Consider the following 26790-nt stretch of genomic DNA (forward strand, 5'->3'; position numbering starts at 1 on the left):
GCGTGGCCGGTTGAACAGCATCAATGTTCGGCGAGCCAGGTGCTGTAGAAGCTCGGGCGGCCGACCGACTCGAAAGCGATGCCCTGGACGTAAGGCGCGCCGGCGAAGGCCTGCGGCTCCTCGAAGATCGGGATCGCATAGGCCTGGTCAATGACGTAGTCCTGGACCTCGCCGGCGATTGCAAACCGCTTCTCACGATCGGGCTCTGCGGTGAGCGCCTCAAGCAGGCCGTTCAGCTTGTCGTCGGCAAAACTCTGGACCTTATCGCTCTGCCCGCCCTTCTGGCGCAGCACGTCTCGGTTCTTCGGGTAGTACTGGCTCTTGATCACGTCAGGATCGGCGCGACCGACCATCGCCGGAGAAACCGGTGTCTTGAGCGGATCGAGATCGTCGACGACCCGGCTGCCGCTGTCGCCCGCAAGTACTGTCAGCTTGACGCCGAGCTTGCCCCATTGCTGGGCAACGAGCTGCAAGGTTTCCTTGTTCTGCGGCTGTGGCAGAGATTCGTACGCCGTCAGCACCAATTCCTTGCCGTCTTTCTGCCGCAGGCCATTGGCGCCGACCGTCCAGCCGGCCTCTTCGAGAAGTGCCTTTGCCTTTTCCGGATCGAAGGCGAGTTTGGCAGAAATGTCGCGGTAACCGAGCGCCGTCGAGGCGATGATCGATGTCGCCTGCGGGTAATTGGCGGAAAACAGCGTCGTGACGATTTCCTTGGCGTCGGTCGCGTGCAACAGCGCCTTGCGGACCCTGACGTCTGCGACTAGTGGATTGTCGGGACGGAAGACCACGCTGTTGTTCACGCCGCGCGTCGAGGGCGCGTAGATCTGGTAATCCTGGGCCTCGACCTGCTTTTCGTCATAGGCCTGTACCTGGCGGATGAAATCGGCCTGACCGGCAAGCAGCGCGCCGATGCGCACGCTGTCTTCGCCGGTGATGATGTACTTGATACCATCGAGATAGGCCCTGCCCTGATGCTCCAGCTTTGCCGGACCCCAGGCGTATTCTTCACGCGCCTTCAGGTTCAGCTCCTTGCCGATCGTTTCGCTATCGACGACAAACGGACCGGAACCGATGATCTTGGTGGCGTCGCCCAGCTGTTCGAAAGGAAGCGCCAGCGTGCTTGCCGCGACAAGGCCGGAACCGATGACCGAGGTGCCCTGCAGGAAGCCGGGTGACGGCTTCTTGAAGAAGAATTTGACCGTCTGGGGATCGACGACCTCGCTGCGCTCGTAATTGTTGATCACCTCCGACACCGGCTGTTTCAGCGCCTTGTTGCCGAGCCCGAAGACGTCGTAATTCTTGGCGACGGCTGCCGCATCGAGTGGCGTGCCGTCGGAGAAGGTGACGCCCGGGCGGATCTTGAACGTGTACTCGGTCGCGTCAGCGTTGACCGTCCAGGATTCGGCGATCCAGGGCTCGATTTCGAGCGTCTTCGGATTCTGATAGGTCAGCTTGTCGGTGATCTGATTGAGGATGCCACCGTTCGGATAGAAGCCGCCGGCCGGCGGATAGAGATTGGTATGGGCCTGCTGCTCGAGATAGATCAGCGTTCCGCCCTTGACCGGCTCGCTAGCAAAAGCGCCAGGCAGGAAAAGGCCGGAGGCGGAGATTGTCGCCAGCGTCAGCGCAAGCCGTTTCAGTTTCGTCGTCATGGGAGCCTTCCTTCAAATGTCTGAAGGCTATCGTACGAGGAAGTGTCGGATCATCAACTAAATCTAGTAAATTAATATGCTATATGTTCCGAGCGAATGGAAAGAAGCATCTCCGTCTCCGAGCCGATGGAGATATTTCTCCCGAGGCCGTCTCACTGCCTTCTTTTGCTGGTCTCAAGCGACATGCGGATCAGGGCGTTGAAAGACCGTCTGTTATCGTGGGCGAAACGCTTCACGTGCCATTGACAATTCGGCCCCTATTCATTGAAAACTTTGCCAATTCCTTCCAAGCCCGAGATTGAGATATTCATGACAAATAACAAGGTTCTTGTCGTCGGCGGCGCCGGCTATATCGGCTCGCACACCTGCCTTCAGCTGGCCTCCAAGGGTTTTGAACCCATGGTCTACGACAACCTGTCGAACGGCCATGAGGAGTTCGTCAAATGGGGCGTTCTGGAAAAGGGCGACATCCGCGACCGGCAGCGGCTCGACGACGTGCTGGCACGACACAAGCCGCGGGCGATCCTTCACTTCGCCGCGATGATCGAAGTCGGCGAATCCGTCAAGGATCCGGTCTCCTTCTACGACAACAACGTCATCGGAACCTTGACCCTGCTGTCGGCAGCACTTTCGGCCGGCATCGAGGCTTTCGTGTTTTCGTCCACCTGCGCCACCTATGGATTGCCGGAAAGCGTGCCGATCGACGAGCAGCACCGCCAGGCCCCGATCAACCCCTATGGCCGCACGAAGTGGGTCTGCGAGCAGGCATTGAAGGACTACGGGCAGTACAAGGGACTGCGCTCGGTCATCCTGCGTTACTTCAATGCCGCGGGTGCCGACCCCGAGGGGCGGATCGGCGAGTGGCACGAGCCTGAGACCCACGCGATCCCGCTCGCGATCGATGCCGCCCTCGGTCGCCGCGATGGCTTCAAGGTCTTCGGCACCGACTACGACACCCGCGACGGCACCTGCGTGCGCGACTACATCCACGTGCTCGACCTTGCCGACGCGCATGTGCGCGCCGTCGAATACTTGCTTGAGGGCGGCGACAGCGTCGAGCTCAATCTTGGCACGGGCACCGGCACGACGGTCAAGGAACTGCTGAACGCGATTACAGAGGTCTCCGGCCGCACCTTCGGCATCGACTATGTCGATCGTCGGGAAGGCGATTCGACCACGCTCGTCGCCAACAACGACAAGGCCCGCGCAGTGCTCGGCTGGGAGCCGCAGTATGACCTCGCGGCGATCACGCGCACGGCCTGGAACTGGCATTCCCGCCGCAACCAGGGTGCCTGAGATCAGGAACCTCGACGAACCGCATCCTGGCTTAGACGGCTAGGATGCCGGACGTACCCGGTTCAGGGGCAATCTGGAGCGGGTACGTCGCGTAATCGGGCGCTCGATGATGAAATACGCGGCAATGCCGGCCAGCGTGCCGGCCACGAGCGCGACAAGCAGTGTCGGCGCTGAATTCAAGCCGACCACCGCCGCGACCTTGACGACGACCGATATCGCGAAGGTGTGCCACAGGTAGATCGAATAGGAGGCATCGCCGAGCAAGGTCGGCAATGTCCATTTTCGGAACCAACCGTCGGATTCAAGCGCAAGGGTGCCGGTGACCAGCATGACGGCCAGCGGGCCCAATATCCTTTCGTCGAACGGCAGGCGCAGGACGGCAAGGCCCGCGAGCCCCAGGAATGAACCGGCGACAAGCACGATGCCGACACCTGGTCCGGCAATCCGGCCCCGCAGCCAGAACTCGGCAACAATCATGCCGGCCACGAACTCGAGGATGACGGCGCGCGTATAGGTCAAAAACAGCGCGTTCTCCGTATCGATGGCAAGCCCGAGCAGCACTAGCGAAACGAACACCGCCGCCATCGCCGGCAGTCGACGATGCCGGGGCAGCATCAACGATGCGGCGAAGACGACATAGAAGAACATCTCGAAATTCAGCGTCCAGCCCTGCACGAGCACCGGCCAGATTTCGCCGCTGCTCGGCGAGCGCGCCGGGATGAACAGCAGTGAAGCGACGATGTGTTCGAGCGACAGGACGAGATTCGGGAAAAGGCCGGCAATACCTCCCCCGATCATCACCATCGTCGCGAGCCAATAGACCGGCGCAATCCGGCGCAGCCGCTCCTTAAGGAAAGCAAGTGGTCTTGTCGGACGACGATCGCTGATCACCCACATGATGAAGCCACTGATGACGAAGAAGACATCGACGCCGGCAGCCCCGATCGCGAAGTGGTGGCCCGTCCGCTCGGCCGCGTGAAAGAGCACGACACCGAGCGCGGCAAGCGCGCGCAGATATTGTATGCCGTGGATTGTTTTCATCGGCGTGGCGGTCATCAGAACCTCAGCTGCGGGTGGTGGCTTGCCAGCACCCTGCCCTCAGCAAGCCGACGCTCGCTGACGACCTGCCGGCCCTGCCTGATCGTCAGCTTTCCGGCTGCAAAGTAGAGCAGGAAAGAGCCGACGTGGTAGGGATTCATGATGTCGATTTCGACGAAGGCCCGCACGAGCAGCAGCAGCACCACGCCGAACAGAACGGAAGATTCCACGTGATGGTCATAGGTGAGCAGCCGCTTGATATGGCCGAAGACGGTCACCAGGAGCACGGTGCAAAGCAGCACGAGCCCGATCGCGCCGGTCTCCACCATCGCCTCGATGAAGGTGTTGTGGAAATGGAAGCCCGAGCGGGTCGCGATGAAGAATTCTTCCCACAACCGCTCCGGTTCGGAAAAACCCTGGACCCAATAGGCCTGGTAACCCACACCGACGACAGGTGAAGAGAGTGCAGCCTCAATGCCCTGCCGCCAGAGATAGGTTCGCCCGGTCAGCGTGGAATCCTTGCCGAAGAGCCCGAGAATGAGGTCGACGCCGCCACCGTAGACCGCGGCAATGGCAGTGACCCCGCCCACGACGATGGCGGCGAGAAACAACCCCTTGCGATGGCTGGGCGACAACATGCCCACGGCGCGCATGCCGAGCCAGCAACAGACGATAGCGACGGCCGTCAGAACCGATGTCGCCGATTGCGAGGCAAACAGCGAATAGGCCGATATCAGTCCGACGGCTCCTGCGGCTCCGAGCCAAAACCTGCGCTCCCCAAGCGCAACAGGCGCGATGAAGGCAAAGTAGATCCCAAGAGACGCATAGAACCCGAGCTGGTTCTTCGAAGCAAAGGCACCGACGAAACTATAGGTGCCGTCAAGCGGATCCAAGTGGTAGACGCCAAACAGCAACGAATAGACGAGCACGATACCGACCCCCGCCAGCGCGCCGCGCACGAGCGTGCGGATGTCGATCGTGCGCATGACGATCAGGGCGCAGACGACATGGGAGAGGTACTGCACCCCCGTCCTTGCCGTCATCCCCGGCGCTGCCGACCAGAACACCGACAGGCAGGCAAAGACCGCAAAGGCAAGGATCCAGATATATCTGCCGTAATTGCCGAGCACCCTTCGATAATCGACGAGGACCAGTGGCAGCCACAGCGCGTAATAGACCAGGATCGACGCCTGCCCGAACCGCGAGGAATAGGCGAAGACGAAGAACGATATTGCCAGCGCAAACGTACCGTAGGCCTGGTTTTCACCGGGAGAAACGAGGCTTGCCTTGGAAATTTTCATCGTGATCCTTCAAAGCGTTTCTCGATTAACGGGCATCCGAGAAACGCTCTATTTTGTTCTCAAGCGCTTCCTGATGGTCCCGCGCTTCGCACTTCTCCCCGAAACGCGCTAACGCATCGCAACGTTGGCTTCGATCTTGATCACGTCGCCCGGCTGAACCGGCGTGTTCTCATCGGCCGCAATCTCGACAGCCTTGCCTTCCTTCTCGCGGACGATCGAATAGCTGATCACAGCCTCCGACCCGTTGTCCTTGGTCTGCGCCGCCTCGGCCGATTGCAGCAGCGCCTCGGTCATGAGGTCGCGACTGGTGCCAAGCTTGATCGCCAAGGTGTCGAGTTCGGCCTCGGTGTTCTGCAGGTCCTGGGCAAGCTGGGCATCCCAATCGTTGCGCAGGTTTGTGTCGTCCTGGGTCGCCTTGCTGACATCCTGCTTTGCCTTCAAGGATGCGGTATCGATATCGAGGACGGCCCCCTGCAACTCGGCCACGCGCTGTTCTAGCGCGAGCTTGCGCGCAGCCAGCGCCAGTCCCTTTTCGGCAAGGCCTTCGATCTTGTCCCTGTCCTCGATCACCAGGTCCAATTGGCGGTTCTGGGTCTCGGACTTTTTCGCCAGCGCCTCGATCTCGTTTTCGAGCAGGGATTTGAGATCGGCCAGCGATGCCAGCTGACGCTTCTGCCTCTTGTCGCGCGATACCATCAGTGCCGTCTCGCTTTCGAGCAGGCCGGCGACGTCGGCGGCGTCCCTTAATTCCTTCGGCAGTTCGATCTTGTCCTTGCCGGCGATCTCCGCCTGCAGGCGCGCGCGCCGGATCAGGAGCCGGTTGCGCTCGGAGACCTGCACGCTCGAATCTCCGCGGGCATTGATGTAGTCGCGGGCGAAACGCTGGCCGCTTTCCGAACGTCTCAAGCCGCCACCGAGACTGACGGCCTTCAACACCGTCAGGCTCGGCGCGTAGGGGTACTCACCGGGCTTCTGAACCTCGCCTGAGAGATAGACCGGGCGATACTGGGCGAGTTCGACCGAGGCCGATGGCCGGTCGCGCAGACCGAACAGCGTCTGCATCTTGACGCCGATCGCCTCGCTCATCTCGGCAGTCGTCTTGCCTGCTGCCGGCAAGTCGCCAATGAAGGGGATGGAGACCATGCCGGATGCACCGACGGTATAGTCACCGCTGACCACGGACCAGTCGCGCACCGCGCCTTCGGCTGTCTGCCATTCGGCAACGCGGATCTTCAGCTTGTCCATGACGCCGAGATGGTATTCGTCGGCATGTGCCGGCAGCGTGCCGAACACGGTTATGGCCGCAAGCATGGCGGCCTTGAGAGAATATGGCTTTCGCAGGGAGATCAGGGATCTCCCGTTGGCAATTTGATGTGTCATTGCGGTTTCCCGGTTGCTGGTCGCGCGCTCCGGCGTCCAACGACCGAGGTCGTCAGGCTCCGTGGCGCAGCGTTGGTCAGTAGCTGCCGCGAGAAAAGCAGACTGCGGGGATCGTCTTGAAGACGATGGAGACGTCGCGGATCAGCGACCAGTTCTGCACATAGTGCGTGTCGAAGGCGACGCGTGTTGCATAGGAAACGTCATTCCTGCCGCTGATCTGCCAGAGGCCGGTCAGGCCCGGCCGAGACTGAAGATAGAAGACGGCTGCGGCGTCGTAGAGTTCGAGTTCGTCTTCCACGACAGGTCGCGGGCCGACGATGCTCATTTCACCGCGGATGATGTTGATCAACTGCGGCAGTTCATCGAGGCTGAGCTTGCGCAGCACGCTGCCGACGACGGTCACCCGTGGATCGTCCTGTAGTTTGCGTGTCGCTCGCCATTCCTCGTAGGCTGCCGGATTGTTGCGAAGATGATCCTGCAAAAGCCGATCGCCGTCTGCCCGCATCGTGCGGAACTTCAGGCAGCGGAATGAGCGGCCGTTGTGGCCGATACGGCGGTGGCCGTAGAAAACGGATCCGCCATCCGAAAACTTGACGAGCGTCATCAAGAGCAGGAAGAGCGGACTGAGAAAGACAAGAGCGAGTGAAGCGGTGAAGACGTCGAAGCCGCGCTTCGAAATTCCTCCCACCGGACGATATGCTCCTGACTCTGCGGTACTGAAAAACGGCGAATTGGCCGATCGAGTCGCAGACTTCATAGAGAAGACTCCATTTACGTTGGCGATTGGTCGGTCCCCTTGGGGCGCACTCGTATCCAAGAATGAGTGTATGGTTAGGATTTGCTTTTTAAAGGCGAAAAGATGACCGGCGGCGTGCGCACCTCCCGCAGACGTATATCATCAATCGCGAATATGTAATATTTCCTCGTGAACGAAGATCATCTATTCATGGATGAGCAAGTGTATTCCTGAAGATGCCGATGTAATTTCCGGATGTATCGACATTACTCATGAAATAATCGACCGTACCTTGGTATCAGGATGTTTGCTTTCATCTTGTATCGGAAATTTTGCCCTCTCGGTAAATTGAAATCCGTCAATTTGGGCGACGCATCTTGCGATGCAGCAATATTTTGCACTGCACGCACATAGCCGTCACCAACGCGAAGCTTGTAACAAAAGTTGATAGTGAAAGCGGATCGAAGGCCAACCTCGAGACGAACGAAACAAGGCGAAACCCACAGTGGGTGGAAACGGGAGGTTCGGCCCGGTCGTTGCCAACCTCAATTCGGCCGGTGAAAATCGATTCCCTCTGCCTCTCCCGAAAGCCATATCAAAAGCCAAATCAACGGAATTTGATTGGCACCGGCCTGTTCTAAAGGCGACATAAACATTTTCGGGGCTATAGCGGCTTATATTGCATCTGCGGCTATTGTCGGTTGAACCGGGGCGTAACCGCCAATATATTGAAACTCTGTGGTGGGAAGGGCTTTGGCTCCGATGGAGACACCAACAACAGATCCGAAAGCTAGGTAGCGCGATGTTCGCACCCCGCGTCTTTGCCAGCATGATTGGCGCCTTGACGGTCTTTGCCATCGTCACCTACCTGCTGAACGGCTCACTGACCTCGACCCTGATCCAGACCCTGATCTGCGCCGTGCTGATGCAGGTCGGCTATTTCCTGGCTGTCGTCTTCCTCGTTTGGAAGAAGGCGCGCGAACGCGACCGGCAGGCAGCCGAGAACGCACGCACAGCGACGGAAGAAAAACAGACCGGCAAGGTTTCGACTGGGCGGTTGAACAGGCCCGGCCACTTCAATCCCTGACGCGCAAAAGGCGGCCTTCCTTTGCCGCCAATGATGCCATCGACAAAAAAGTCAACGTTTTGACGCGGTTACGACATGATCGCGTTGCATCTTGCGGCGCGCCGGCAAAGCAACACCGATGCCGGCCATGCCCGACGTAACGCTGGAGGCCAGAATGACCGCAGCTGCAACGATGGACGTCTGTGTCATCATCGCCGCAAAAAACGCCGCCGAAACGATTGCAAGGGCCGTCGCTTCGGCGCTTGCCGAGCCCGAAACCGCCGAGGTAATCGTGATCGACGATGGTTCGACGGACACGACCGCATCGTCTGCCTTGTCGGCTGCCGATGACACAGGACGTCTGAACGTCGTTCGCTTCGAGAACAATCGCGGCCCGGCTGCTGCACGAAACCACGCGGTCGCAATCAGCCGCTCGCCGATCCTTGCCATCCTCGATGCCGACGATTTCTTTCTGCCCGGCAGGCTCACCCGACTTCTCGCTGTGTCTGATTGGGATTTCGTTGCCGACAACATCGCCTTCATGGACGAGACGGCCGCCGCCAGCGCCGCGGCCGACGTCGGCCGGTTCCAGCCGGAACCACGCCTTCTCGACCTCAACGGCTTCGTCGAGGGCAACATCTCGCACCGCGGCGTGAGGCGTGGCGAGATCGGCTTTCTGAAACCGCTGATGCGGCGTGATTTTCTATCGACGCATCAGCTCGCCTACAACGAGGCTCTTCGTCTCGGCGAAGACTACGACCTCTACCTGCGAGCGCTTGCCAAAGGCGCGCGTTACAAGATCATCCACAGCTGTGGCTACGCGGCGATCGTGCGTGGCAATTCGCTCAGCGGCAGCCATCGCACCGAGGATCTGAAGAGGCTTTACGAGGCCGACCGGGGCATTCTCGCCGACAACCGATTGAGCGCCGAGGCGGCCGCCGTCATTCGCCGGCACGAACGCCATATTCGCGGGCGCTACGAGCACCGGCGTTTCCTCGATCTGAAACGCGAAGGCGGCCCGATCGCCGCCATCACCTATCTGCTCGGCAAGCCGGGGGCAATTCCTGCGGTTGCCGGTGGCATCTTTGCCGACAAGGCCGAACGCATACGACCGACCGAGGCGCTTGCCGAACGCGGCAACTCGAACCGGTTGCGCTATCTGTTGCCGGCCTCGGCCGAATTGAGTTGATCGCCTTCAACGGCGCCCGTCGCGGGCGCCGTTGAATTTCTCCTTCTAGAGATAATCGCGACGAACGGTTTCGAGAACGTCGCGGAAGCGCGCCTTGCGCTCGGCAAGGACGCGGTCTTCGCTCAGTTGCGGCTCGGCCCTGCTCGCCTGCCACAGGGCCAACGTCGAGGGAGCAGCCAGAAACTGCTTGGCGGCTCCACGCAGGAAGGTCTGCCTCGGCGGCGTCGTGCCGACGACGAGGTCGCCGTCGATCTGGCGCCGGTTCGGGTCTTCACCGTCGGTTTCAGCGATATCGAATCCCATGCCCCAAAACCTCGTGCCCTTGATCATCGCTTCAGCGCGGCTTGAAACCGGGACATGGCGCGGGCGATAGGTGACGCCGACCGTCTGCGCCCAGTCGTTCCACTTGAAGCTGTTGATGCTGTCGGATGTCGAAACCGCCACCCACGGAACCCGAAAGGCATCCGCAAGGATTGCACCGTGCATCGATTCCGCCACGATCAGCTCGGATTGGGCGATCTCCCGGATGACGGCTCCTGCCTCGCCGCGCGGGTCGATATAGTGCAGGCCAACCGTACCGCAGGTCGTCGGCCACATGCCGGCGATCGCGCTTTCCCAATGGGGAACGAAACTGCGCTTGTGGATCTTCGGCAGGTTCCGGAATTCCGGCATCTCGGCAACCATCACGGCCGGATCGATGATGCCAAGTTCGGGCGAAACTCCGACCTTCTCGGCGGTTAGCGGCCCGCGTACACAGCGGACGTCCCACTCCGCCTTGTCGCGCATATCCGGAAGCGTGCCATAGCCGAAGCCACTGCCGAGCACGAGTTTTCGCATACCGTCGGGCAGTAACGCTCGGTTGAGCACCGTACCGACGCCGACGAGCACGATGTCGTCATGGCTGTCGCGGAAACCAGGCAAGAGGAAATCCCAGAGCCAAAGATTGAGGTCGTCTCCGAAATTGCCGTGATGTGATTCCCAGTAATAGGGCTTCATGAGCGGTCCTTCTCTCAAATGAAAATGTGTCCGGCGCCGCAAGCGGCGTCTCTGTTCCCTCCTGAGGGATGCTGTCTTCGTGATCAGCGTTGCGGTGATAGTTTGCCGACGGCCAATTGGAGGGCGCTTTGCAGCAATTTCGGATCGCGCCACACCCAGCGCGCCAGGAGCCTGAACTGCGGCGATTGCTTGCGGCGCAGCCGCCGCGCCTGGCTCCACAGCGCCTGTCGGCGGGCCGTGTGCTGGTAGGAGCGGATCGAAGCGATTTCCTGTGGGCGGCGCGAAAACCGGCCCTCGAGCGTTTCAAGCGCCACGAAGGTGTTGAACTGCTGCTGCAAGAATTCCGGCGAATCGTTGTCGATCGAATGGAAGATGTTGATGCCTTCGCCGCGCTCGGCACCGGCCGCATCGCAAAGCACAACGCGCCTGGCCGCAAGCACGCAGTCGCAGAAGAACAGCACATCTTCGGCGGCCAGCCGCAAGGCTGCATCGAAGCGGATATTTTCGAACAGCGCGCGCCCGATCACCATGCAGGACAGATGCAGGAAGCTCCAGTTTCTCAGCATCACCTGTGAAAGATCGGGAATTTCCACCACCAGCGGGCTCTGCTGCAGGCGAATGCAGGTGTCGCTCTTCAGGAGATCGGCAACGCCGAAATGATAGTAGAATGCATCGCCGCCCGAGATCGATGCCCAGTAGCAATCGGCATCGTAGCGCGTCAGGCTTTGATAGGCATTCTTCAGGTGATCCGGCGTCCAGATGTCGTCGGAATCGAGGAACGCCACGTATTCCGCATCGTGAGGAACATGGTCGAGCCCGGTGTTGCGTGCACCGCCCGGCCCCTGGTTGGGCTGGCGTATAATGGTGATGCGTGCGCGCAGGTCTTCACCAAGCGGAGCCAGTTCCTCATCGACGGAATAGGGCGACTGATCGTCGACAACCAAGACGTGAAAGTCCTGGAATGTCTGGGCGAACACGGACTTGAGCGCCCGCCGAAGAATGCCCGGCTCCTTCTGGTAGTAAGGGATAATAATCGTAAGCTTTGCCATCTTTTCGCCCCTGCGGTTTCTCTACAAAGAGTCTTGCGTGGTCACCTCCCACCGGGTCGCGGCCGTATGTCTATCGCCTGTCCTTTGCCTCTTATTCTTTCAAAGGACTCACGGGATGTTCGCCATGCCCTCCACCGTCAATGCCAAATCCGTCACCCGTAACGTCGGCTGGAGCGTGCTCTCAAAGACAGGCACATTCGGGCTGAAATTTGTCACCGTGCCTATTCTGGCGCGCATCCTGACGCCTGAAGAGTTCGGAACGGTCGCGGTCGCGCTCACTGTCGTGCAGTTTCTGGCGATGATCGGCGGTGCCGGTCTCGCCTCCGCGCTGATCATTCAACGCGAGGAGGAAATGGAACTTGTCCACTCGGCCTTCTGGGCGAATCTGGCGATTTCCGTGGCCATGGCGCTTGGCCTTTTCGTCTTTGCCGCCCCACTCGCAACGCTGCTCGGCGCGCCTGACGCCACCTACCTTCTGCAGATCATGAGCCTGCTTATCCCGCTTCAGCTTGGCGGGGATGTCGCCTATGCGCTTCTCGCCCGGCGCATGAATTTCAGCAAGGATGCGGCCTGGAGCATGATTTCGGAAACGGTTGGCGCACTCGTCGCCGTTATCATGGCGCTTGCGGGCTTCGGTATCTGGTCGCTCTTGGGACAGCTCTTTGTATCGGCATTGATCCGCCTTGCGGGGCTCTATGCCGTTTCCGGCTACATTCCGAAGCTGGTCTTTTCGTTCCGGCGCGTATGGACACTAAGCCGATTCAGCCTCGGCATGATGGGCTCGGAAATCGCCAACTTCATTACCTTCCAGTCGCCGATGGTGGTGATTTCCCGCTATCTCGGTCTTTCCGATGCGGGCGCCTATTCCGCCGCCAACCGCTTTTCCAGCATTCCCAACCAGATCGTGCTTTCAGCCGTCATGGGTGTGCTTTTCCCAGCCTTCAGCCACATGGGCGAGGATCGCCAGCGCCGCTCCCAGGCGCTCATGCTGAGCACGCAGGTGACCACGGTGCTGCTTGCACCGATGATGTTCGGGCTGTGGGCACTCGCCGAGCCAGCGATGCTCGTGCTCTTCGGCAGCCAATGGGCGGCGGCATGGCCGGTTCTCGGCCTTCTGGCCCTGTCCAAGGGCGTCCTCACGCCGTGCAGCACTTACGTGCCATACCTCAAGGGCATCGGCCAGGGGGCGGTTCTGTTCTGGTGGGCCGTGATCCGGGCTCTCGTCACCACCGGCGCAGTCGCCTATGGCGCCATCAACGGCTCGCTGATCGAGGCGATGATCGCCCTTTGCATCGTCAACGTCCTGACGCTCGTCGGGTATTCGTGGGTGGTCTTCCGGGCTGACGGCATGCCGTTCTTCAGAGGTTTCTTCGTCTCGACCAGACCAATGTTTGCAGCCTTTGCCATGGCGCTTACGGTGCGCCTCCTCCTTGAGCGCTTCGGTTCGCACGTTCCCAATGCCATCATGCAGGTGCTCGTCGGCGCCGCCATCGGCGGTGGCATCTACGTCATTCTGATGGCTCTGACGGAGCGCAAACTGCTGGTGAAGCTTCAGCAAATGATCCGTCAGCGCGGCGCAGCGGCACCGGCTCCAGAACCTGCGGAATGATATGGGTTAGCGAACTGCGATGTGCCTCACACTCGCCGCAATTCTCACTGCGGGAGGCAAAAAACCTTGAATTGACAATGATCAACGAAAAAAAGTCTGCCATTTTTGCTGGCAATTATCCGACGTAAATTCAACCCAAGGATACGCTTCATTAGAATATGAGCATGTTGCGCAACATGCGACAAGCGGTGCGCTTTTGACGATTGCAGCGGTCAATTCGCCTTCAATTTGCGGTGAATTCGAAATGCGGCGAATGCTGCACCGCAACAAATCATGACCGATTCTTTTGCTGCAGCGCCATATTTTCAGCCGCGCCCCTGCCCTAGCTTAAGTGATGCGGGCTCTAGTCTGCTCTGTTGAAACGGCGCCGAAAATGGCGCTGGCAGATAGGAGTGACGGATATCGTGGCTATGGACGCGAACATTTCCTCGCGGATCAATCTGATGCGCATCGTGCTGATTTCCGGCATCGTCTTCGTACATGTGCCGCATGATCCGCAGACGAGCCCCTTCCTCGGTACCTATGGGTTCTGGGACTGGCTGCGCGTGTTTCTGGGCGATAGCCTCTTTCGTGTCGGCGTTCCCTGCCTCAGCGCGATCTCCGGCTATCTCCTGTTCCGCCGCGGCCTGGAGACGTTCGACTACGGCAAGACGCTTCGGACCAAAGCGCGCACGGTATTGCTTCCCTTCCTTCTGTGGAACCTTTCCTTTCTGGCGCTGGTGTATGTCGCGCAGCTCAAAAACATCGGTTTCGGCTACCTTCCGGATGTGGTGAACGCCAGCCCGCGCGAATGGCTGAGCCTGGCGTTTGCGCTCGAGGGACTGCCGATCAACGTGCCGCTCTACTTCCTGCGCGATCTACTGCTTTGCATCCTGCTCTCGCCAGTGCTCGCCTGGCTGATCAAGCGCTATCCGCTGCAGGCGCTTGGCCTGCTACTTGCTTACGCGGTGCTTCCGCTGCCGAACGGTATCTTCCTGAAGAAATCGATCCTGTTCGGCTTCTCAACCGGTATCTATCTGAGCCTGCACCGCATCGACGTTAAGCGGCTCGATCCCTATGCGCGATCGATCACCGCCCTCTTCCTCGCCGCTGCCGTCGCGCTGTCGATCGTTCTCTACCAGACAGGCCCCGAGTTCCCCGCCTGGGTCGATATGCTGCGCAGCCTGACGGCCCTTTCCGGCATCGTCGGTTCCTGGGCCGTATCCGCGCTTCTCATGCGCACCAGGCTCGGCGAACGGCTGGCGCGCTCCGGCGGCCTCAGCTTCTGGATCTTCTGCGCCCACTACCCCCTGCTCATCCTTTTCTGGATGGTGTGGAACCGCACCGGGTTCACCGACTACCGTCTGTTCTACTTCGTGATCCCCTTCATCACGATTGCCCTTCTCGTTGCCGCGCATGCTTACGCCAAGCGCCTCGCACCGGGTTTCACCGCCGTCCTGACCGGCAGCCGCACCGACGCCTCCCGAGCCAATGCGCGCCCGGACACCGGACGTCGCACCGACTACTCCCCTCAGCAAAGGACCTGACCATGAGATCGATCAGACCTCACCGCCTCGCCCTGCTCACGATTCTCCTTGCCGGGATTGCCGGCTCTGCATCAGCTCAGCAAGGCGCCACAGGCACCTCGTTCCTCGACAATTTCGACGCGCTCGACACCGGCCACTGGTATGTCTCCGATGGCTGGAACAACGGCCCACACCAGAACTGCACCTGGTCGAAGGATCAGGCGATGGTCGTCGACGGCGTCCTTGAGCTCAAGTTCGAGGAAGGCAAAAAGGGCGAGCGCAACTATGCCTGCGGTGAAGTCCAGACCCGCAAGCGCTTCGGCTACGGCACCTACGAAGCCCGCATCAAGGCAGCCGACGGATCCGGGCTGAACTCGGCTTTCTTCACTTACATCGGTCCCGCCGACAAGAAGCCGCATGACGAGATCGACTTCGAGGTGCTCGGCAAGAACCCGGCCAAGGTGCAGCTCAACCAATATGTCTCGGCCAAGGGCGGCAACGAGAAGCTCGCAGACGTACCGGGCGGCGCCAATCAGGGCTTCAACGACTACGCCTTCGTCTGGGAGAAGGAGCGGATCCGCTACTACGTCAATGGCGAACTGGTCCACGAGGTGAGCGATCCCGCCAAGATCCCGACCAACGCGCAGAAGATCTTCTTCAGCCTGTGGGGCACTGACACGCTCAGCGATTGGATGGGCACCTTCAATTACAAGGGGCCGACGGCGCTGCAGGTCGACCGGATCGCCTTCACTGCGCCCGGTGACAAGTGCCAGTTCGCCGAATCCGTCGCCTGCAAACTGGACTGAGGACACCACCGCACCGCCGCATCCGTGCATCGCGCCACAAATGGCGCGTTGCACGATTTCTTGAATGACGCTTGGCTCGGGCTGAGCAGGAAGACGGACGTTTTCATGCTGAAGGTACTCTATCTGGCACAGGATCTGGCTGACCCCGCGGTGCGCCGTCGTGTCCTGATGCTGAAAGCGGGGGGTGCACGCGTAACACTCGCAGGCTTTCGCCGGGGCGCAAACGCGCTGGCGGCCATCGAGGGCATCGACCCGATCGAACTCGGCACGACCCGCGATGGCCGCTTCGGCCAGCGGATCGCAGCGGTCGCCAAGGCATGCCTGACCCTGCCGGCGAAGTTGCGTGCAGTCGACCGGCCCGACGTGATCATCGCACGCAACCTCGACATGCTCGCCGTCGCCAACAAGGCAGTCGGCATGTTCGGCGGCTTTGTTCCTGTCGTCTATGAATGCCTCGACATTCACCGCCTGCTTCTGCGCGACGATGTGGCCGGGCGTGCGGTGCGTGCCAGCGAAGCCTACCTCGGGCGCAATGCGCGGCTTTTGATCACCAGCTCGCCCGCCTTCGTCGAGCATTATTTCCGCCCGCTCTCCGGGCTGGAAACGCCGGTCATGCTGCTTGAGAACAAGGTGCTTGAACTCGGCGAGCGCGGCGATCCGCCACTTGCAACAGTCACCACATCGCGACCGGACGAACCCTGGCGGATCGGCTGGTTCGGCGCGCTGCGCTGCCGCAAATCACTCGCACTGCTTTCCGCATTTTCCCGGCGTATGGACGGCCGCTTCAAGATCGTCCTTCGCGGCCGGCCGGCCTATTCCGAATTCGACGATTTCGACGGCTTTGTGCGCGATGAACCGCACATGACCTTCCACGGCCCTTATCGCAGCCCGGAGGACCTCGGCGCCATCTACGACAAGGTCGACTTCACCTGGGCGATCGATTTTTTCGAGGAAGGCCAGAATTCCAGATGGCTGCTTCCGAACCGGCTCTACGAGGGATGCCGATTTGGTCGGGTGCCGATCGCCATGCGCGGGACGGAGACCGCACGCTTTCTCGCAGTCCGCGGCCTCGGCTTTCTGCTCGATGAAGCCGAGCCGGACAATCTGGTTTCACTTCTCGGCGACGTCGACGCGGGCCGCTACGCCGATGCGTCTGATCGCGTGCGCGCCTGCAATTCCGACACATGGGTCTTTGGTCGCAACGATTGCGAGAACCTCGTCAGGCGCCTATCGGCAATCACGTCGACGGCTCCCGAGCCTGCAGCACCCCTTTCCCCCGTCCGTCAAAACGAAGGTGGTTTGTCATGAACACAACAGATCTGACGTCGACGCGCAGTCTGATCGTCATCCCCTGCCTCAACGAGGCAGACCATATCGAAATCCTAGTGGACAAGCTTCGCCCATCGCTCCGCCCGCTCAACGCGGTCATCCTGATTGCCGATGGCGGCAGCACCGATGGCACACGCGAAATCGCAACGCGGCTCGCTGAAGGCGATCCGGCCGTCCTGATGCTCGACAATCCCAGGCGCATCCAGAGTGCCGCAATCAATCTGGCGGTCACTGAATTTGGCGGCTCGTTCGATTTTCTGATCCGAATCGATGCGCACGGCACCTATCCTGACGATTACTGCCAGAGACTGGTCGAAGAGGTGATCTCCACCGGCGCCGACTCCGTCGTCGTTGCCATGGAGACTGTCGGCTTCACGCCCTTCCAGAAGGCGACCGCCTACGCCCAGAATTCCAAGCTCGGAAATGGCGGTGCCAAGCATCGGCTCGGAGCCACAAGCCATTGGGCCGACCACGGCCATCACGCCCTGATGCGCATTCAAGCCTTCAAGGCAATCGGCGGTTACGACGAAAGCTTCAGCCACAACGAAGACGCCGAGTTCGACTATCGCTTCCGCCAGGCCGGCTACCGCATCTGGATGACCGACCGGACGAGCATGGTCTATTACCCCCGTGCCAAGGTCGGCCCGCTGTTCCGGCAGTACTTCAGCTACGGCCGAGGGCGCGCCCGCAATGTGTTGAAGCACCGTGTGGTGCCTAGCCTCAGGCAATTGCTGCCGCTTGCGGTCGCACCGGTGGCAATCGGCGCTTTGCTGGCCGTGATCAACTGGGTTGCCGTCGTCCCGGTCGTGCTCTGGGCCGCAGCCTGCATCGGCTACGGTGCCTGGATGGCACTCGGCCAGAAAAACCCCTACGGGCCGCTTGCTGCTATCTCGGCCATGGTGATGCACTTCGCCTGGTCGGCCGGGTTCTGGCGCGAATTACTCGACCTTCGCAACAGGCGGGTCGCACCATGATTGAGGCCGCTACCCAAATGCCCGTGGATATCAGGGTCGATATCGCGGTCTGCACCTTTCGCCGGCCCGAGCTTGCCGAAACCCTGCGCTCTCTGGCCTCCATCACGGTGCCTGAGGGAACGGCGATCCGGATCATCGTCGCCGACAACGACGTCGAGCCAAGCGCTGCCGGGCTTGTCGACGCCTTGCGCTCGGAGGTTCCCTTCGAGATCGACTATGTGCACTGCCCGGCAGGCAACATCTCCATCGCGCGCAACGCCTGCCTCGACAACGCCACAGCCGACTACCTTGCCTTCGTCGACGATGACGAAACCGTCTCGCGCGACTGGCTCATGCGCCTGCTGGAAACGGCCGCTGTCACAGGGGCCGAGGCCGTTCTCGGTCCGGTTCGAGCAGGGTACGACCTTGATGCTCCCTCCTGGATGCGGCGCGGCGATTTTCATTCGACACGACCGGTCTGGGTCGGCGGTGAGATCCTGACGGGCTACACGTGCAATGTCCTGCTCGATCGCAAAAGACCTGCACTGGCCGGCCGGCGTTTCAACCTGGCGCTTGGCAAGACCGGCGGTGAGGACACGGAGTTCTTCACCCATATGCATGGGGATGGCGGCCGCCTCGCCTATGCGCCGGATGCCCTGGTCTACGAAATCGTGCCGGAAAAACGCGCCAGTTTCGAATGGCTGGCAAGACGACGTTTTCGCTCCGGCCAGACCCATGGGCGCCTGTTGAAGCAGGCCGCGGCCGGTGGCGGCAAAGCAGCGGAGGTCGTTCGCGCCACTGCCAAGTCCGGGTATTGCGCGACCGCAAGCCTGCTTTTCGTCGCCTCGCCAGTCGTCCGCTCGCGCTATGCGCTGCGCGCCATCATGCATGCCGGCGTCGTCAGCGGCCTCTTCGGCATTCGCGAGCTTGAGCAATACGGCGCCTCGGAAGTGGCAGCGCGATGATGAAGAGCAATCCCGATGTCAGCTTTGTTATCGCCGCATTCAGGGCGGCGGATACGATCGCGCGGGCCATCGACAGTGCGCTTGCCCAGGAAGAAGTCGAGATCGAGGTGATCGTCGTCGACGACGCTTCGCCGGATGAAACTGCGGCCGTCGTCGAAGCGATGACCGATCCGCGCATCCGGCTAATCCGGCTCCCGGCCAATCAGGGCCCCGGTGGCGCGCGCAATGCCGGCCTCGACGCGGCGCGCGGCGACTGGGTCGCCATTCTCGATGCCGACGATACCGTTCGGCCGGGACGATTGGCCCGAATGATCGCGCGGGCACGCAGCGAAAACGCCGATATCGCCGTCGACAATCTGGAGGTCCTGAACCTCGATGGCCGGCGCGAGCGGATGTTTGCCGACGCTACGCTTGAGAAGACACCGATCCTTACCCTTGCGGCCTTCATCGGCTCCAACGTGCTTTTCCGTTCGACCTACAATTTCGGCTACATGAAGCCAATCTTCGAGCGACGGTTTCTCGAGCAGAAGCGACTGCGCTTCAGGCAAGATATCCGCATCGGCGAAGATTATATCCTGCTGGCCTCGGCCCTTGCCGAGGGCGGACGATGCATCGTCGATCCCTCCGCCGGCTACCGCTATCACATCCGTGAAGGCTCGATTTCGCGCGTGTTGGAACTGCACCACGTCGATGCGATGATCGCCGCCGATGCCGCATTCCTCAGCACCCACTGCGTCAACGCAGGTGCAATGGCAATGCAGCGCAAGCGCAGCCGCAGCCTTCAAGAGGCGCGCGCCTTCCTGTCACTCGTTGAACACCTGAAATCCAGATCGCTGGGCAGCGCCATCAAGACGGCACTCTCCAGCCCCCGCGCGCTCCGGCATCTCCGGATGCCGATCGCCGTGCGACTGCGCCGCTTCGTTGCGCCGCTGTCGCGCTTGAAGCCCGCCACGATGACAGTGGCGGCTGAACGATCCACCTCGGGCAAATGCCCTCACACGAAAAAAGGATAATGCCATGGACCGTATCAGAACTGTCAGAAAAGCAGTTATTCCGGTTGCCGGCAACGGCACGCGTTTCCTTCCTGCCACCAAGGCTGTGCCGAAAGAGATGCTGACGATCGTCGATCGCCCGGTCGTGCAATATGCCGTCGATGAAGCCCGCGAGGCCGGCATCGAACATATCGTCTTCGTCACCAGCCGAAACAAGCAGGCGATCGAAGACCACTTCGACGATACACCCGAGCTGATTTCGTCACTGACACGTTCGGGCAAGAACGCCCAGATTTCCGAGCTCGAAAGCATGCTGCCGAAAGCTGGCTCCGTCAGCTTCACCCGGCAACAGGCGCCGCTTGGCCTCGGCCACGCCGTCTGGTGTGCCCGCGACCTGATCGGCGACGAGCCTTTCGCACTGCTCCTGCCCGACATGCTTTCCTATGGTGCGCGCGGCTGCATGGCCGGTTTGATGGATCTCTATCGTCAAACCGGCGGTAACGTCGTCGGCGTCGAACAGTGCGCGCCCGAGGATGCCTCGAAGTTTGGCATCGTCGGCAAGGGATCGGCCGTGCCGCATGGTTTCACCGTCACCGAGATGGTCGAAAAGCCGCGCGCTGGCGAAGCTCCGTCGAACTTCTACCTCAATGGCCGCTACGTGCTTCAGCCCGAAATCTTCGGCATTCTCGCCCGCCAGCAGCGCGGCGCCGGCAACGAGATCCAGCTGACGGACGGCATGCTGAAACTCTCCAAGGATCAGTCGTTCCACGCCCATCCCTATGATGGCCGGACGTTCGATTGCGGCTCCAAGCATGGGTTCATCGCGGCGAATGTCGCCTTCGCCCTTGCTCGTCAGGATATCGGCGAGCAGGTCTACTTGTCCGTCAGGGACATGGTTTTGTCTCACGAAGGCCGCATCCGCGCGGCATAAACCCGGCTCCGGCGCCCTGGACAAGGGCGCCGGCCGATTGACTGTATGGAAACGGACAGAGCGACCCAATGAAACAAAGAAGTCTACCGTTCAGTAGCGTCTTGCCCCGACAAGCCGAGGATTCCGATGGTTTCATCGACCTCGATCGGCTGTTTTCGGTGGCGGTTCGCCGCGGCAAGACAGTCGGGCTTTTCGTTGCCCTGTTCGTCGTCCTTGGTGGCGTCTACCTGCTGTTTGCCACGCCGAACTACACGTCGATGACCCAGATCCTGCTCGACGAGAACCTCTCCAAATACGCCGAGGAAGAGGCGTCGCCGCAAAACAGCCAATTGCTCGATACCCAGATTGCCAGTGCCGTGGAGATCCTGAAGTCGGGCGAACTGGCTCTGCGTGTCGTCGACAAGATCAACCTTGCCGACAACGACACGATCCTCAATCCGCCGCGGTCCCCCTTTGGCGTCGTCAAGGATTGGACGAAGTCGATCACCGGCGTCTTTGGCGGCGGGCCCACGGTATCGGAAGAAGCCGCACGCAGCGGACGGCGGCAGAAGGCGGCTGCCCTCATCCAGCAGGGCCTTGCGGTCGAGCGCGTGTCGCGGAGCTCTGTCGTTGCCCTTTCCTACCGTTCGAGCGATCCGCAGCTGGCAGCCCAAGTGGTGCGCGCCTATGCGGATGCGTATCTGACCGACCAGTTGAACGCCAATTTCGAGGCGACCGAGCGAGCATCCGTATGGCTGCAGGAGCGTCTTGCCGACCTCCGGCAGCGCTCGCAGGTCGCTTCGCTTGAGGTCGAACAGTACCGCACCGACAACGGCCTGACCTCGGCGCGCGGCGAACTGATGTCCGAGCAGCAGCTCTCCGACCTCAACAGCCAGCTCATCATTGCCCAGGCCGACACCGCCACCGCTTCTGCCCGCTACAAGCAGTTTCAGGCGATCGTCGAACAGGGCCCGGAGAAGGCTGTCGACAACGCGACGATCTCTTCGAAGGACGGCGACAATTCGGTGATCCGTGACCTCAGGACCCGCTATCTCTCCGTCGGCAAGCGCGAGCAGGAGGTCACCCAGAGTTTTGGCGCCGATCATCCGCAGGCGGTTTCGCTGCGGGCAGAGAAGAACGACATCGGCCGCCAGATCTATCAGGAACTGCAGCAGCTGACGTCGAGCTACCGCAACGAATACGAAGTCGCCCGCTCGCGCGAAGCCTCGCTGCGCGAAAACATCGAGGGCACCACCGGCCGAAACTCCGACGCCAACCGATCGCTCGTGCACCTGCGCGAACTTGAACAGAAGTCTGCCGCACTGAAGACACTCTACGAGTCCTATCTCGGCCGCTACGAGCAGGCCGCACAGCAGCGCTCCTTCCCGATCGCCAAGGCACGGGTGATTTCCGAAGCCGGTGCCCCTGTTTCACCCTCCAGCCCGAAGAAGACGATGATCCTGGCGCTCTCGGCCGTACTCGGCATGATGGCCGGCGGCGCCTTTGCCGCATTTCAGGAATTCCGCGAGCGGACTTTCCGTCTCGAAGGCGATGTCCGCTCGATCCTCGGGCACCGGTCGCTTGGTTATGTGCCCCTGATCGGCCCGCGGCCGCCAACGGCAGCGGACCAGATGCGTGCTCGACTGATGAAGGACAAGGGACCAACCCAACCGACACCGGAACCGATTCCCTTCGAACGCGTCAGTCGCATCGTACTCGACGCGCCGCGCTCGTCCTTTACCGAGACCTTCCGCAACGCAAAGCTCGCCTGCGACCAGATGCTGCATGGCAACGCCTGCCGGGTCGTCGGCATCGTCTCGGCAGTTCCGGACGAAGGAAAATCGATCGTCGCCGCCAATTATGCGGCCCTTCTCGCCGCCAGCGGCAAGCGGACGCTGCTGATCGACGCGGATATCCGCAAGCCGGGCCTGAGCAAGATGATCACGCCTGCGCCGAAGACCGGGCTTGTCGAAGCGCTGACGGGAGAGACGTCCTGGCCGGCCGGCATCAAGATCGACCATCAGACGAAGCTTGCGATCTTCCCGGTCGGAGGTGAGGCCACCGACCACTACCCGCATGACAGCCACGAGCTGCTCGCCTCGCCGGCCATGGCGGAGCTGATCACGAATGCGCGCAAGTCCTTCGACTATGTGATCGTCGACCTTGCAGCACTCGCACCTGTCGTCGACGCCAAGGCGTTTTCGCCACTTGCCGACGGCTTCCTCTTCGTCGCCGAATGGGGCCGCACGCCGTCAAGGCTCGTGCGCGATCTGCTTCACGCCGAACCTGAGATCAACGCCAAAATCCTCGGCGTGATCCTCAACAAGACGGATATGCGCGAACTGGCTAAATACAGCGATTTCGGCGCCGCCGAACAGTATCGCCACCGCTTCGAAAAATACTACGTCGACAATGCCGCAACCCGGCGCGAAGCAGAACCGGTCTGAACCACGGGAGCCCAATTGACTTGGGCTCTCCGACATTACTCCTTCCAGAACAGCGGTGTCAGAACGACCAGAACGGTCAGGATCTCAAGACGTCCGAGCAGCATCATGATCGACAGGAGATAGAGCGCCGGATCGTGCAAGGTGGAGAAGTTTCCGGCTGGCCCGATGATCGGGCCGAGCCCGGCACCGACGTTTGAAAGAGCCGTGGCGATCGCCGACGCCGATGTCAGAAGATCGTAACCGAAGGCCCCCATGGCAAGGCTGCCGAAGGCCCAGATCATCATGTAGGCGGTGAAGAACAGGAAGACGGTGCGCTGGACATCGATATCGACCAGCGCCTTGCCATAGCGAACCGTATGGATCCCGTTCGGATAGATGAGCTTGTAGAGCCCGGCCCGGATGGAATTGAAGATGATGATGAAGCGATAGGCTTTCATGCCCCCGGCCGTCGAACCGGAACATCCGCCCATGAAGGTCGCCGCAAACGCAAGCGCAACGATGAAATCGCCCCACAGCATGTAGTCGTCGCTGGCAAAACCCGTCGTCGACAGGATTGATGACACCGTGAAGAACGAATGCGCCAGCGCTTCATGAAAGGCGACGCCGTTTTCCAGACGCTGAAACAGGCTGGCAGCGATCGCAAGCACGGTCAGATAGGACAGGAAGACGATGATCTGCGGATCCTTCAGCGTATCCAGTCGACCGCGGACGATGAAAAGGATCAAGACCGAAAACGGCAGGCTGCTCAGCGTCATGAAGAAGGTCGCCACCCACAGGATCGGCAGGCTGTTGAAGTAGCCAAGCGAGGCGTCATGGGTGGAAAAGCCGCCGGTCGCGATCGTCGACATCGCGTGATTGATCGCATCGAAACGATTCATCCCGAGATAGCCGTAAATGACCGCGCAAGTCACGGTCATGACGATATAGATCAGCACGAAGGCCCGGGTATAGGTGACGATGCGTGCAAACGGCTTCTCGGTGGTATCCGACGATTCCATCTTGAAGAAGGACAGGCCCCCCACGCGTAGATACGGCATGACGAAAAGGCCGAGTGCCACGATCCCGATGCCGCCGAGCCAGTGAAGCAGCGAACGCCAGACGAGGATGCCCGGTGGCGCGTTGTCCAGGCCGGCAATCACAGTTGAACCCGTGGTGGTAATCCCGGACACCGATTCGAACAGCGCCTCGGCAAAATCGAGATTGACCGAGGACAGCCAGAAGGGAACGGCACCGACAATGGAGACGACGAGCCACAGCAGGTTGACGAGCAGAAAGCCCATCTTTCGGTTGAAGGGCGGCGGTCCGCCTTGCGTTGCCGCAACGGTGACCAGCGAAAGGCTACCCATCAGGCACGCCGAGAGAGCGAAGACCTTCCAGTCGGGATGGCCGAAATACAGATCAACCAGCGCGGGGATGAGCATGGTGAGCGAAAGATAGAGCCCGACCTTTGCGGCAATGTTGATGGCGGACTGGTAAATGGTCGCGTTCAACGGTCAATCGCCCCGGTCTTGGCTATCCTTTGCCCGCTCGCGCTGCGCGAGTCGCTGTTACCTGCCATCATCATCGGCATTACCGGGCAGCGTCGACAAACGCAAGTTCGACATCACGCGGCGCCAATGCTGGCAAGTGTTGCACCGTCCCGACAATCGCTGTGGATCGGACGCGTGATCACGTGATCGTGGTGCGACACGTCATCACCTTGACTCATTTCCGCGTGTAAAGCCTCATTGAACAGACGCACTCGCAATCCTGAGCAAAAAATGACCCCCGCACGATTTACCCAATGCCTGCTTGCCCTTCGCTGGACACCGATCAATCTCGCGAGCGCGCTCCATTGCAATCTGGCGTGGATAGAGGCGATGGAAACGGGCGACGAAAAGGTGCCGGCAGAACTGGCGACCTGGCTCGAAGCGCTGGCAACCGCGCATGAAACTCTCGGTATCCCGGTCGCCTATCGCGGCAAGGGGCTGGAGCCGGCGACGAGCCGCGTTGCGCGTCGCTAGCTAGCAATCGTTGGCATTGTGTTTGGCTGCAGCGGACAACATCGGCGCGAAGCTTGCCTCCTGTGTTTGGGAGGCGCTAGTCACCCGCTGAAGGCTGTATAGACGATGGTGCATCGCCTCGAATGCCGCCCTTTGCGATTTCGGGACCAAGCTACTCGCACCTCTTTCGCTGTGGGCGAGTGCTCCTCGTACGAAACGTGCATTAAGTGCGTTGCAGACGGCTGTGATGAGGGCAAAATCACTGCATCGAGAACTGCCAAGGATCTCGCCTTAGGCGCCGGCATAGAATTTGAGGCATGCGGTGACGCAAACTTGCTTGCCACTCGCGGAATTTGAAACATCCGCGCGGCTATCGCTGGAGAACGCTCACCAACGCGTCCGCCGGTCACCTTTGCGGCCGCCCGACGGGCCGAGGTGGTCGGACCTATTCGTTAGCGCATCGTCAGCGGGGCAAGCTGTAGGTCTGCGGCGATTTGCGAAATGCCTCTTCGCATCGCGGCGAGCAGAACCACGGCCCTTGTGGCGCGGCGCGACGATAGGCCGAGTACGGTGCATGCATCTTGCAGACCGGATCGATCCAGGCCGGATCCGCGGATGGCGCAAACTCGATCTCGTAAAGAGCGATATCCCCGGTTACCGAGCGAAGCGCCACCGTCCCGAGATCAGTTACAAGAATACCGTTAGCGGCAGCCGCCTCGGCAATGGCTCGGGTAGCAAGCAATTGACCGGGAGATGCGAGCGCGGCGATGCGAGCTGCGATATTGACGGTCGAGCCAAAGAGATCACCTGCTCTAAGGATGACCGGCCCGTGGTTCAGCCCTGCCCGAGTAAGCGGTAGGCGGGGTTCGTTCCGGCATGCCTGCAACAGCGTTCCCAGCGCCTGGATCGCCATTTGCGGCTCAGGAAACGAGAGCATTGCCTCATCTCCGATCCATTTGATCGGAGGCTCGTAGCCGCTAAGAGCTTCGCAGACCATGCTCTCGAAAAGTTCAAGAATGCCAATCGCGGTGGAATCTCCATAAACGTCGGCAATTGCGCTGAATCCAGCCAGATCAATAAACGCAACGGTAGCCGAAGCGTGCACAAAACTCCGTGTCGGCCTCATGTCCCTCTCCACTGCGACGCGTTAATTTCTTACATCATAACGCAAATTCCGGTCAGTGAGGCGATGAGGCGAATGGGGGCTGGCTCAGCGCCCCTCCCTGCCCATTGCTGCCCGAGCCTTCTTTATGCACCGCCCTACCGACTAAATCGCCGACCCCATCAAGGCATCAACTGCTGAGAGAGTGGAGTCGACATGAGCAAGACAACGAATGAATCGCCGGCAGTTGAACGGTGCGTTTGGTTTTGGATCGCGAAGGCGAATATCAGTCGCGATAGACCGCAGTTTTCTCAATCGCAGCCAAGTTCGGCTGCGCGGACCAGGCGCGCAATGGGCAATGCGTGAAGAATGTCAAAGTTGCGCTTGTTCCGGCGCAGACCAGGGTTCATTGACCGAAGTTCCCCGCAAAGCGATTGCGTGCCCGCACGAGCGCCAATAAATGATAAGGCGGCCAGATGGAAGCGTG

Annotated in this window: 22 protein-coding genes; 13 read left to right on the plus strand and 9 right to left on the minus strand. The window is 60.6% G+C overall.

The features are described from left to right. Positions 1-20: 20 nt before the first annotated feature. Positions 21-1652 (minus strand): TIGR04028 family ABC transporter substrate-binding protein, encoded by a 1632-nt coding sequence (locus tag LPJGGPFB_RS22845; protein ID WP_173422165.1) that lies wholly within the window; start codon positions 1650-1652, stop codon positions 21-23. Positions 1653-1961: 309 nt separating this feature from the next. Between LPJGGPFB_RS22845 and galE the strand changes: the two genes are divergently transcribed. Then, positions 1962-2948, plus strand: coding sequence for a UDP-glucose 4-epimerase GalE (galE, locus tag LPJGGPFB_RS22850; protein ID WP_173422166.1), 987 nt, complete (start codon positions 1962-1964; stop codon positions 2946-2948). 39 nt (positions 2949-2987) lie between these two features. Here the strand turns inward: galE and LPJGGPFB_RS22855 are convergent, their stop codons facing one another. The 4 genes from LPJGGPFB_RS22855 to LPJGGPFB_RS22870 form a co-directional block, all read right to left on the minus strand. Continuing rightward, positions 2988-3989, minus strand: coding sequence for an acyltransferase family protein (locus LPJGGPFB_RS22855; RefSeq protein ID WP_173422298.1), 1002 nt, complete (start codon positions 3987-3989; stop codon positions 2988-2990). 14 nt (positions 3990-4003) lie between these two features. Next, positions 4004-5287 (minus strand): O-antigen ligase family protein, encoded by a 1284-nt coding sequence (locus LPJGGPFB_RS22860; RefSeq protein WP_173422167.1) that lies wholly within the window; start codon positions 5285-5287, stop codon positions 4004-4006. A gap of 108 nt (positions 5288-5395) precedes the next feature. Next, complete coding sequence (locus tag LPJGGPFB_RS22865; RefSeq protein WP_282438150.1) at positions 5396-6598, minus strand: polysaccharide biosynthesis/export family protein; 1203 nt, start codon at positions 6596-6598, stop codon at positions 5396-5398. 145 nt (positions 6599-6743) lie between these two features. Beyond that, positions 6744-7424: a sugar transferase gene (locus LPJGGPFB_RS22870; protein WP_173422169.1), complete on the minus strand. Its 681-nt coding sequence runs from the start codon at positions 7422-7424 to the stop codon at positions 6744-6746. Positions 7425-8205: 781 nt separating this feature from the next. Here LPJGGPFB_RS22870 and LPJGGPFB_RS22875 point away from each other — a divergent pair. Then, entirely contained in the window at positions 8206-8490 is a 285-nt protein-coding gene (locus LPJGGPFB_RS22875; protein ID WP_173422170.1) for an exopolysaccharide production repressor protein, read from the plus strand. A 154-nt stretch (positions 8491-8644) separates the two neighbouring features. After that, positions 8645-9658, plus strand: coding sequence for a glycosyltransferase family 2 protein (locus tag LPJGGPFB_RS22880; protein ID WP_173422171.1), 1014 nt, complete (start codon positions 8645-8647; stop codon positions 9656-9658). Between the two features lie 45 nt (positions 9659-9703). Here LPJGGPFB_RS22880 and LPJGGPFB_RS22885 read toward each other — a convergent pair whose 3' ends face one another. After that, positions 9704-10654 carry a polysaccharide pyruvyl transferase family protein gene (locus tag LPJGGPFB_RS22885; protein ID WP_173422172.1) on the minus strand — a complete coding sequence of 317 codons (951 nt, stop codon included), beginning with the start codon at positions 10652-10654 and terminating at the stop codon, positions 9704-9706. 83 nt (positions 10655-10737) lie between these two features. After that, positions 10738-11703, minus strand: a complete 966-nt coding sequence (locus LPJGGPFB_RS22890) for a glycosyltransferase family 2 protein (RefSeq protein WP_173422173.1) — start codon at positions 11701-11703, stop codon at positions 10738-10740. A 124-nt stretch (positions 11704-11827) separates the two neighbouring features. On the opposite strand from LPJGGPFB_RS22890, the gene LPJGGPFB_RS22895 reads away from it, so the two are divergent. From LPJGGPFB_RS22895 to LPJGGPFB_RS22935, 9 genes are all read left to right on the plus strand, one after another. After that, on the plus strand, positions 11828-13312 hold the full coding sequence (locus LPJGGPFB_RS22895; RefSeq protein WP_173422174.1) for a lipopolysaccharide biosynthesis protein: 1485 nt from the start codon (positions 11828-11830) through the stop codon (positions 13310-13312). 410 nt (positions 13313-13722) lie between these two features. Next, positions 13723-14838 (plus strand): acyltransferase family protein, encoded by a 1116-nt coding sequence (locus tag LPJGGPFB_RS22900; RefSeq protein WP_173422175.1) that lies wholly within the window; start codon positions 13723-13725, stop codon positions 14836-14838. A gap of 2 nt (positions 14839-14840) precedes the next feature. Further along, positions 14841-15623, plus strand: coding sequence for an endo-1,3-1,4-beta-glycanase ExoK (gene exoK / locus LPJGGPFB_RS22905; RefSeq protein WP_412728411.1), 783 nt, complete (start codon positions 14841-14843; stop codon positions 15621-15623). Positions 15624-15728: 105 nt separating this feature from the next. Continuing rightward, the gene (locus tag LPJGGPFB_RS22910; RefSeq protein ID WP_173422176.1) at positions 15729-16931 is read left to right on the plus strand and encodes a glycosyltransferase family protein; all 1203 of its coding nucleotides are present in this window, start codon (positions 15729-15731) and stop codon (positions 16929-16931) included. Next, a complete protein-coding gene (locus LPJGGPFB_RS22915) occupies positions 16928-17926 on the plus strand; it encodes a glycosyltransferase family 2 protein (RefSeq protein WP_173422177.1) in 999 nt (332 codons plus the stop codon). The genes LPJGGPFB_RS22910 and LPJGGPFB_RS22915 overlap by 4 nt, the downstream gene beginning before the upstream one ends. After that, the gene (locus tag LPJGGPFB_RS22920) at positions 17923-18870 is read left to right on the plus strand and encodes a glycosyltransferase family 2 protein (RefSeq protein WP_427858283.1); all 948 of its coding nucleotides are present in this window, start codon (positions 17923-17925) and stop codon (positions 18868-18870) included. Before LPJGGPFB_RS22915 ends, LPJGGPFB_RS22920 begins: the two co-directional genes overlap by 4 nt. Next, positions 18870-19883 (plus strand): glycosyltransferase family 2 protein, encoded by a 1014-nt coding sequence (locus tag LPJGGPFB_RS22925; RefSeq protein WP_173422300.1) that lies wholly within the window; start codon positions 18870-18872, stop codon positions 19881-19883. The genes LPJGGPFB_RS22920 and LPJGGPFB_RS22925 overlap by 1 nt, the downstream gene beginning before the upstream one ends. A gap of 4 nt (positions 19884-19887) precedes the next feature. Continuing rightward, positions 19888-20793 (plus strand): UTP--glucose-1-phosphate uridylyltransferase, encoded by a 906-nt coding sequence (locus tag LPJGGPFB_RS22930; protein ID WP_173422178.1) that lies wholly within the window; start codon positions 19888-19890, stop codon positions 20791-20793. Between the two features lie 68 nt (positions 20794-20861). Beyond that, positions 20862-23219 (plus strand): Wzz/FepE/Etk N-terminal domain-containing protein, encoded by a 2358-nt coding sequence (locus tag LPJGGPFB_RS22935; RefSeq protein ID WP_173422179.1) that lies wholly within the window; start codon positions 20862-20864, stop codon positions 23217-23219. 35 nt (positions 23220-23254) lie between these two features. Here the strand turns inward: LPJGGPFB_RS22935 and LPJGGPFB_RS22940 are convergent, their stop codons facing one another. After that, positions 23255-24709, minus strand: a complete 1455-nt coding sequence (locus tag LPJGGPFB_RS22940; RefSeq protein ID WP_173422180.1) for a TrkH family potassium uptake protein — start codon at positions 24707-24709, stop codon at positions 23255-23257. A 270-nt stretch (positions 24710-24979) separates the two neighbouring features. Here LPJGGPFB_RS22940 and LPJGGPFB_RS22945 point away from each other — a divergent pair, with 270 nt between their 5' ends. Further along, positions 24980-25222, plus strand: coding sequence for a hypothetical protein (locus LPJGGPFB_RS22945; RefSeq protein ID WP_173422181.1), 243 nt, complete (start codon positions 24980-24982; stop codon positions 25220-25222). A gap of 442 nt (positions 25223-25664) precedes the next feature. Here the strand turns inward: LPJGGPFB_RS22945 and LPJGGPFB_RS22950 are convergent, their stop codons facing one another. After that, on the minus strand, positions 25665-26327 hold the full coding sequence (locus tag LPJGGPFB_RS22950; RefSeq protein ID WP_173422182.1) for an adenylate/guanylate cyclase domain-containing protein: 663 nt from the start codon (positions 26325-26327) through the stop codon (positions 25665-25667). Positions 26328-26790 lie beyond the last annotated feature (463 nt).

Origin of the sequence: Ensifer adhaerens (genome assembly GCF_013283195.1) — a bacterium.
GTDB lineage: Bacteria > Pseudomonadota > Alphaproteobacteria > Rhizobiales > Rhizobiaceae > Ensifer > Ensifer adhaerens_G.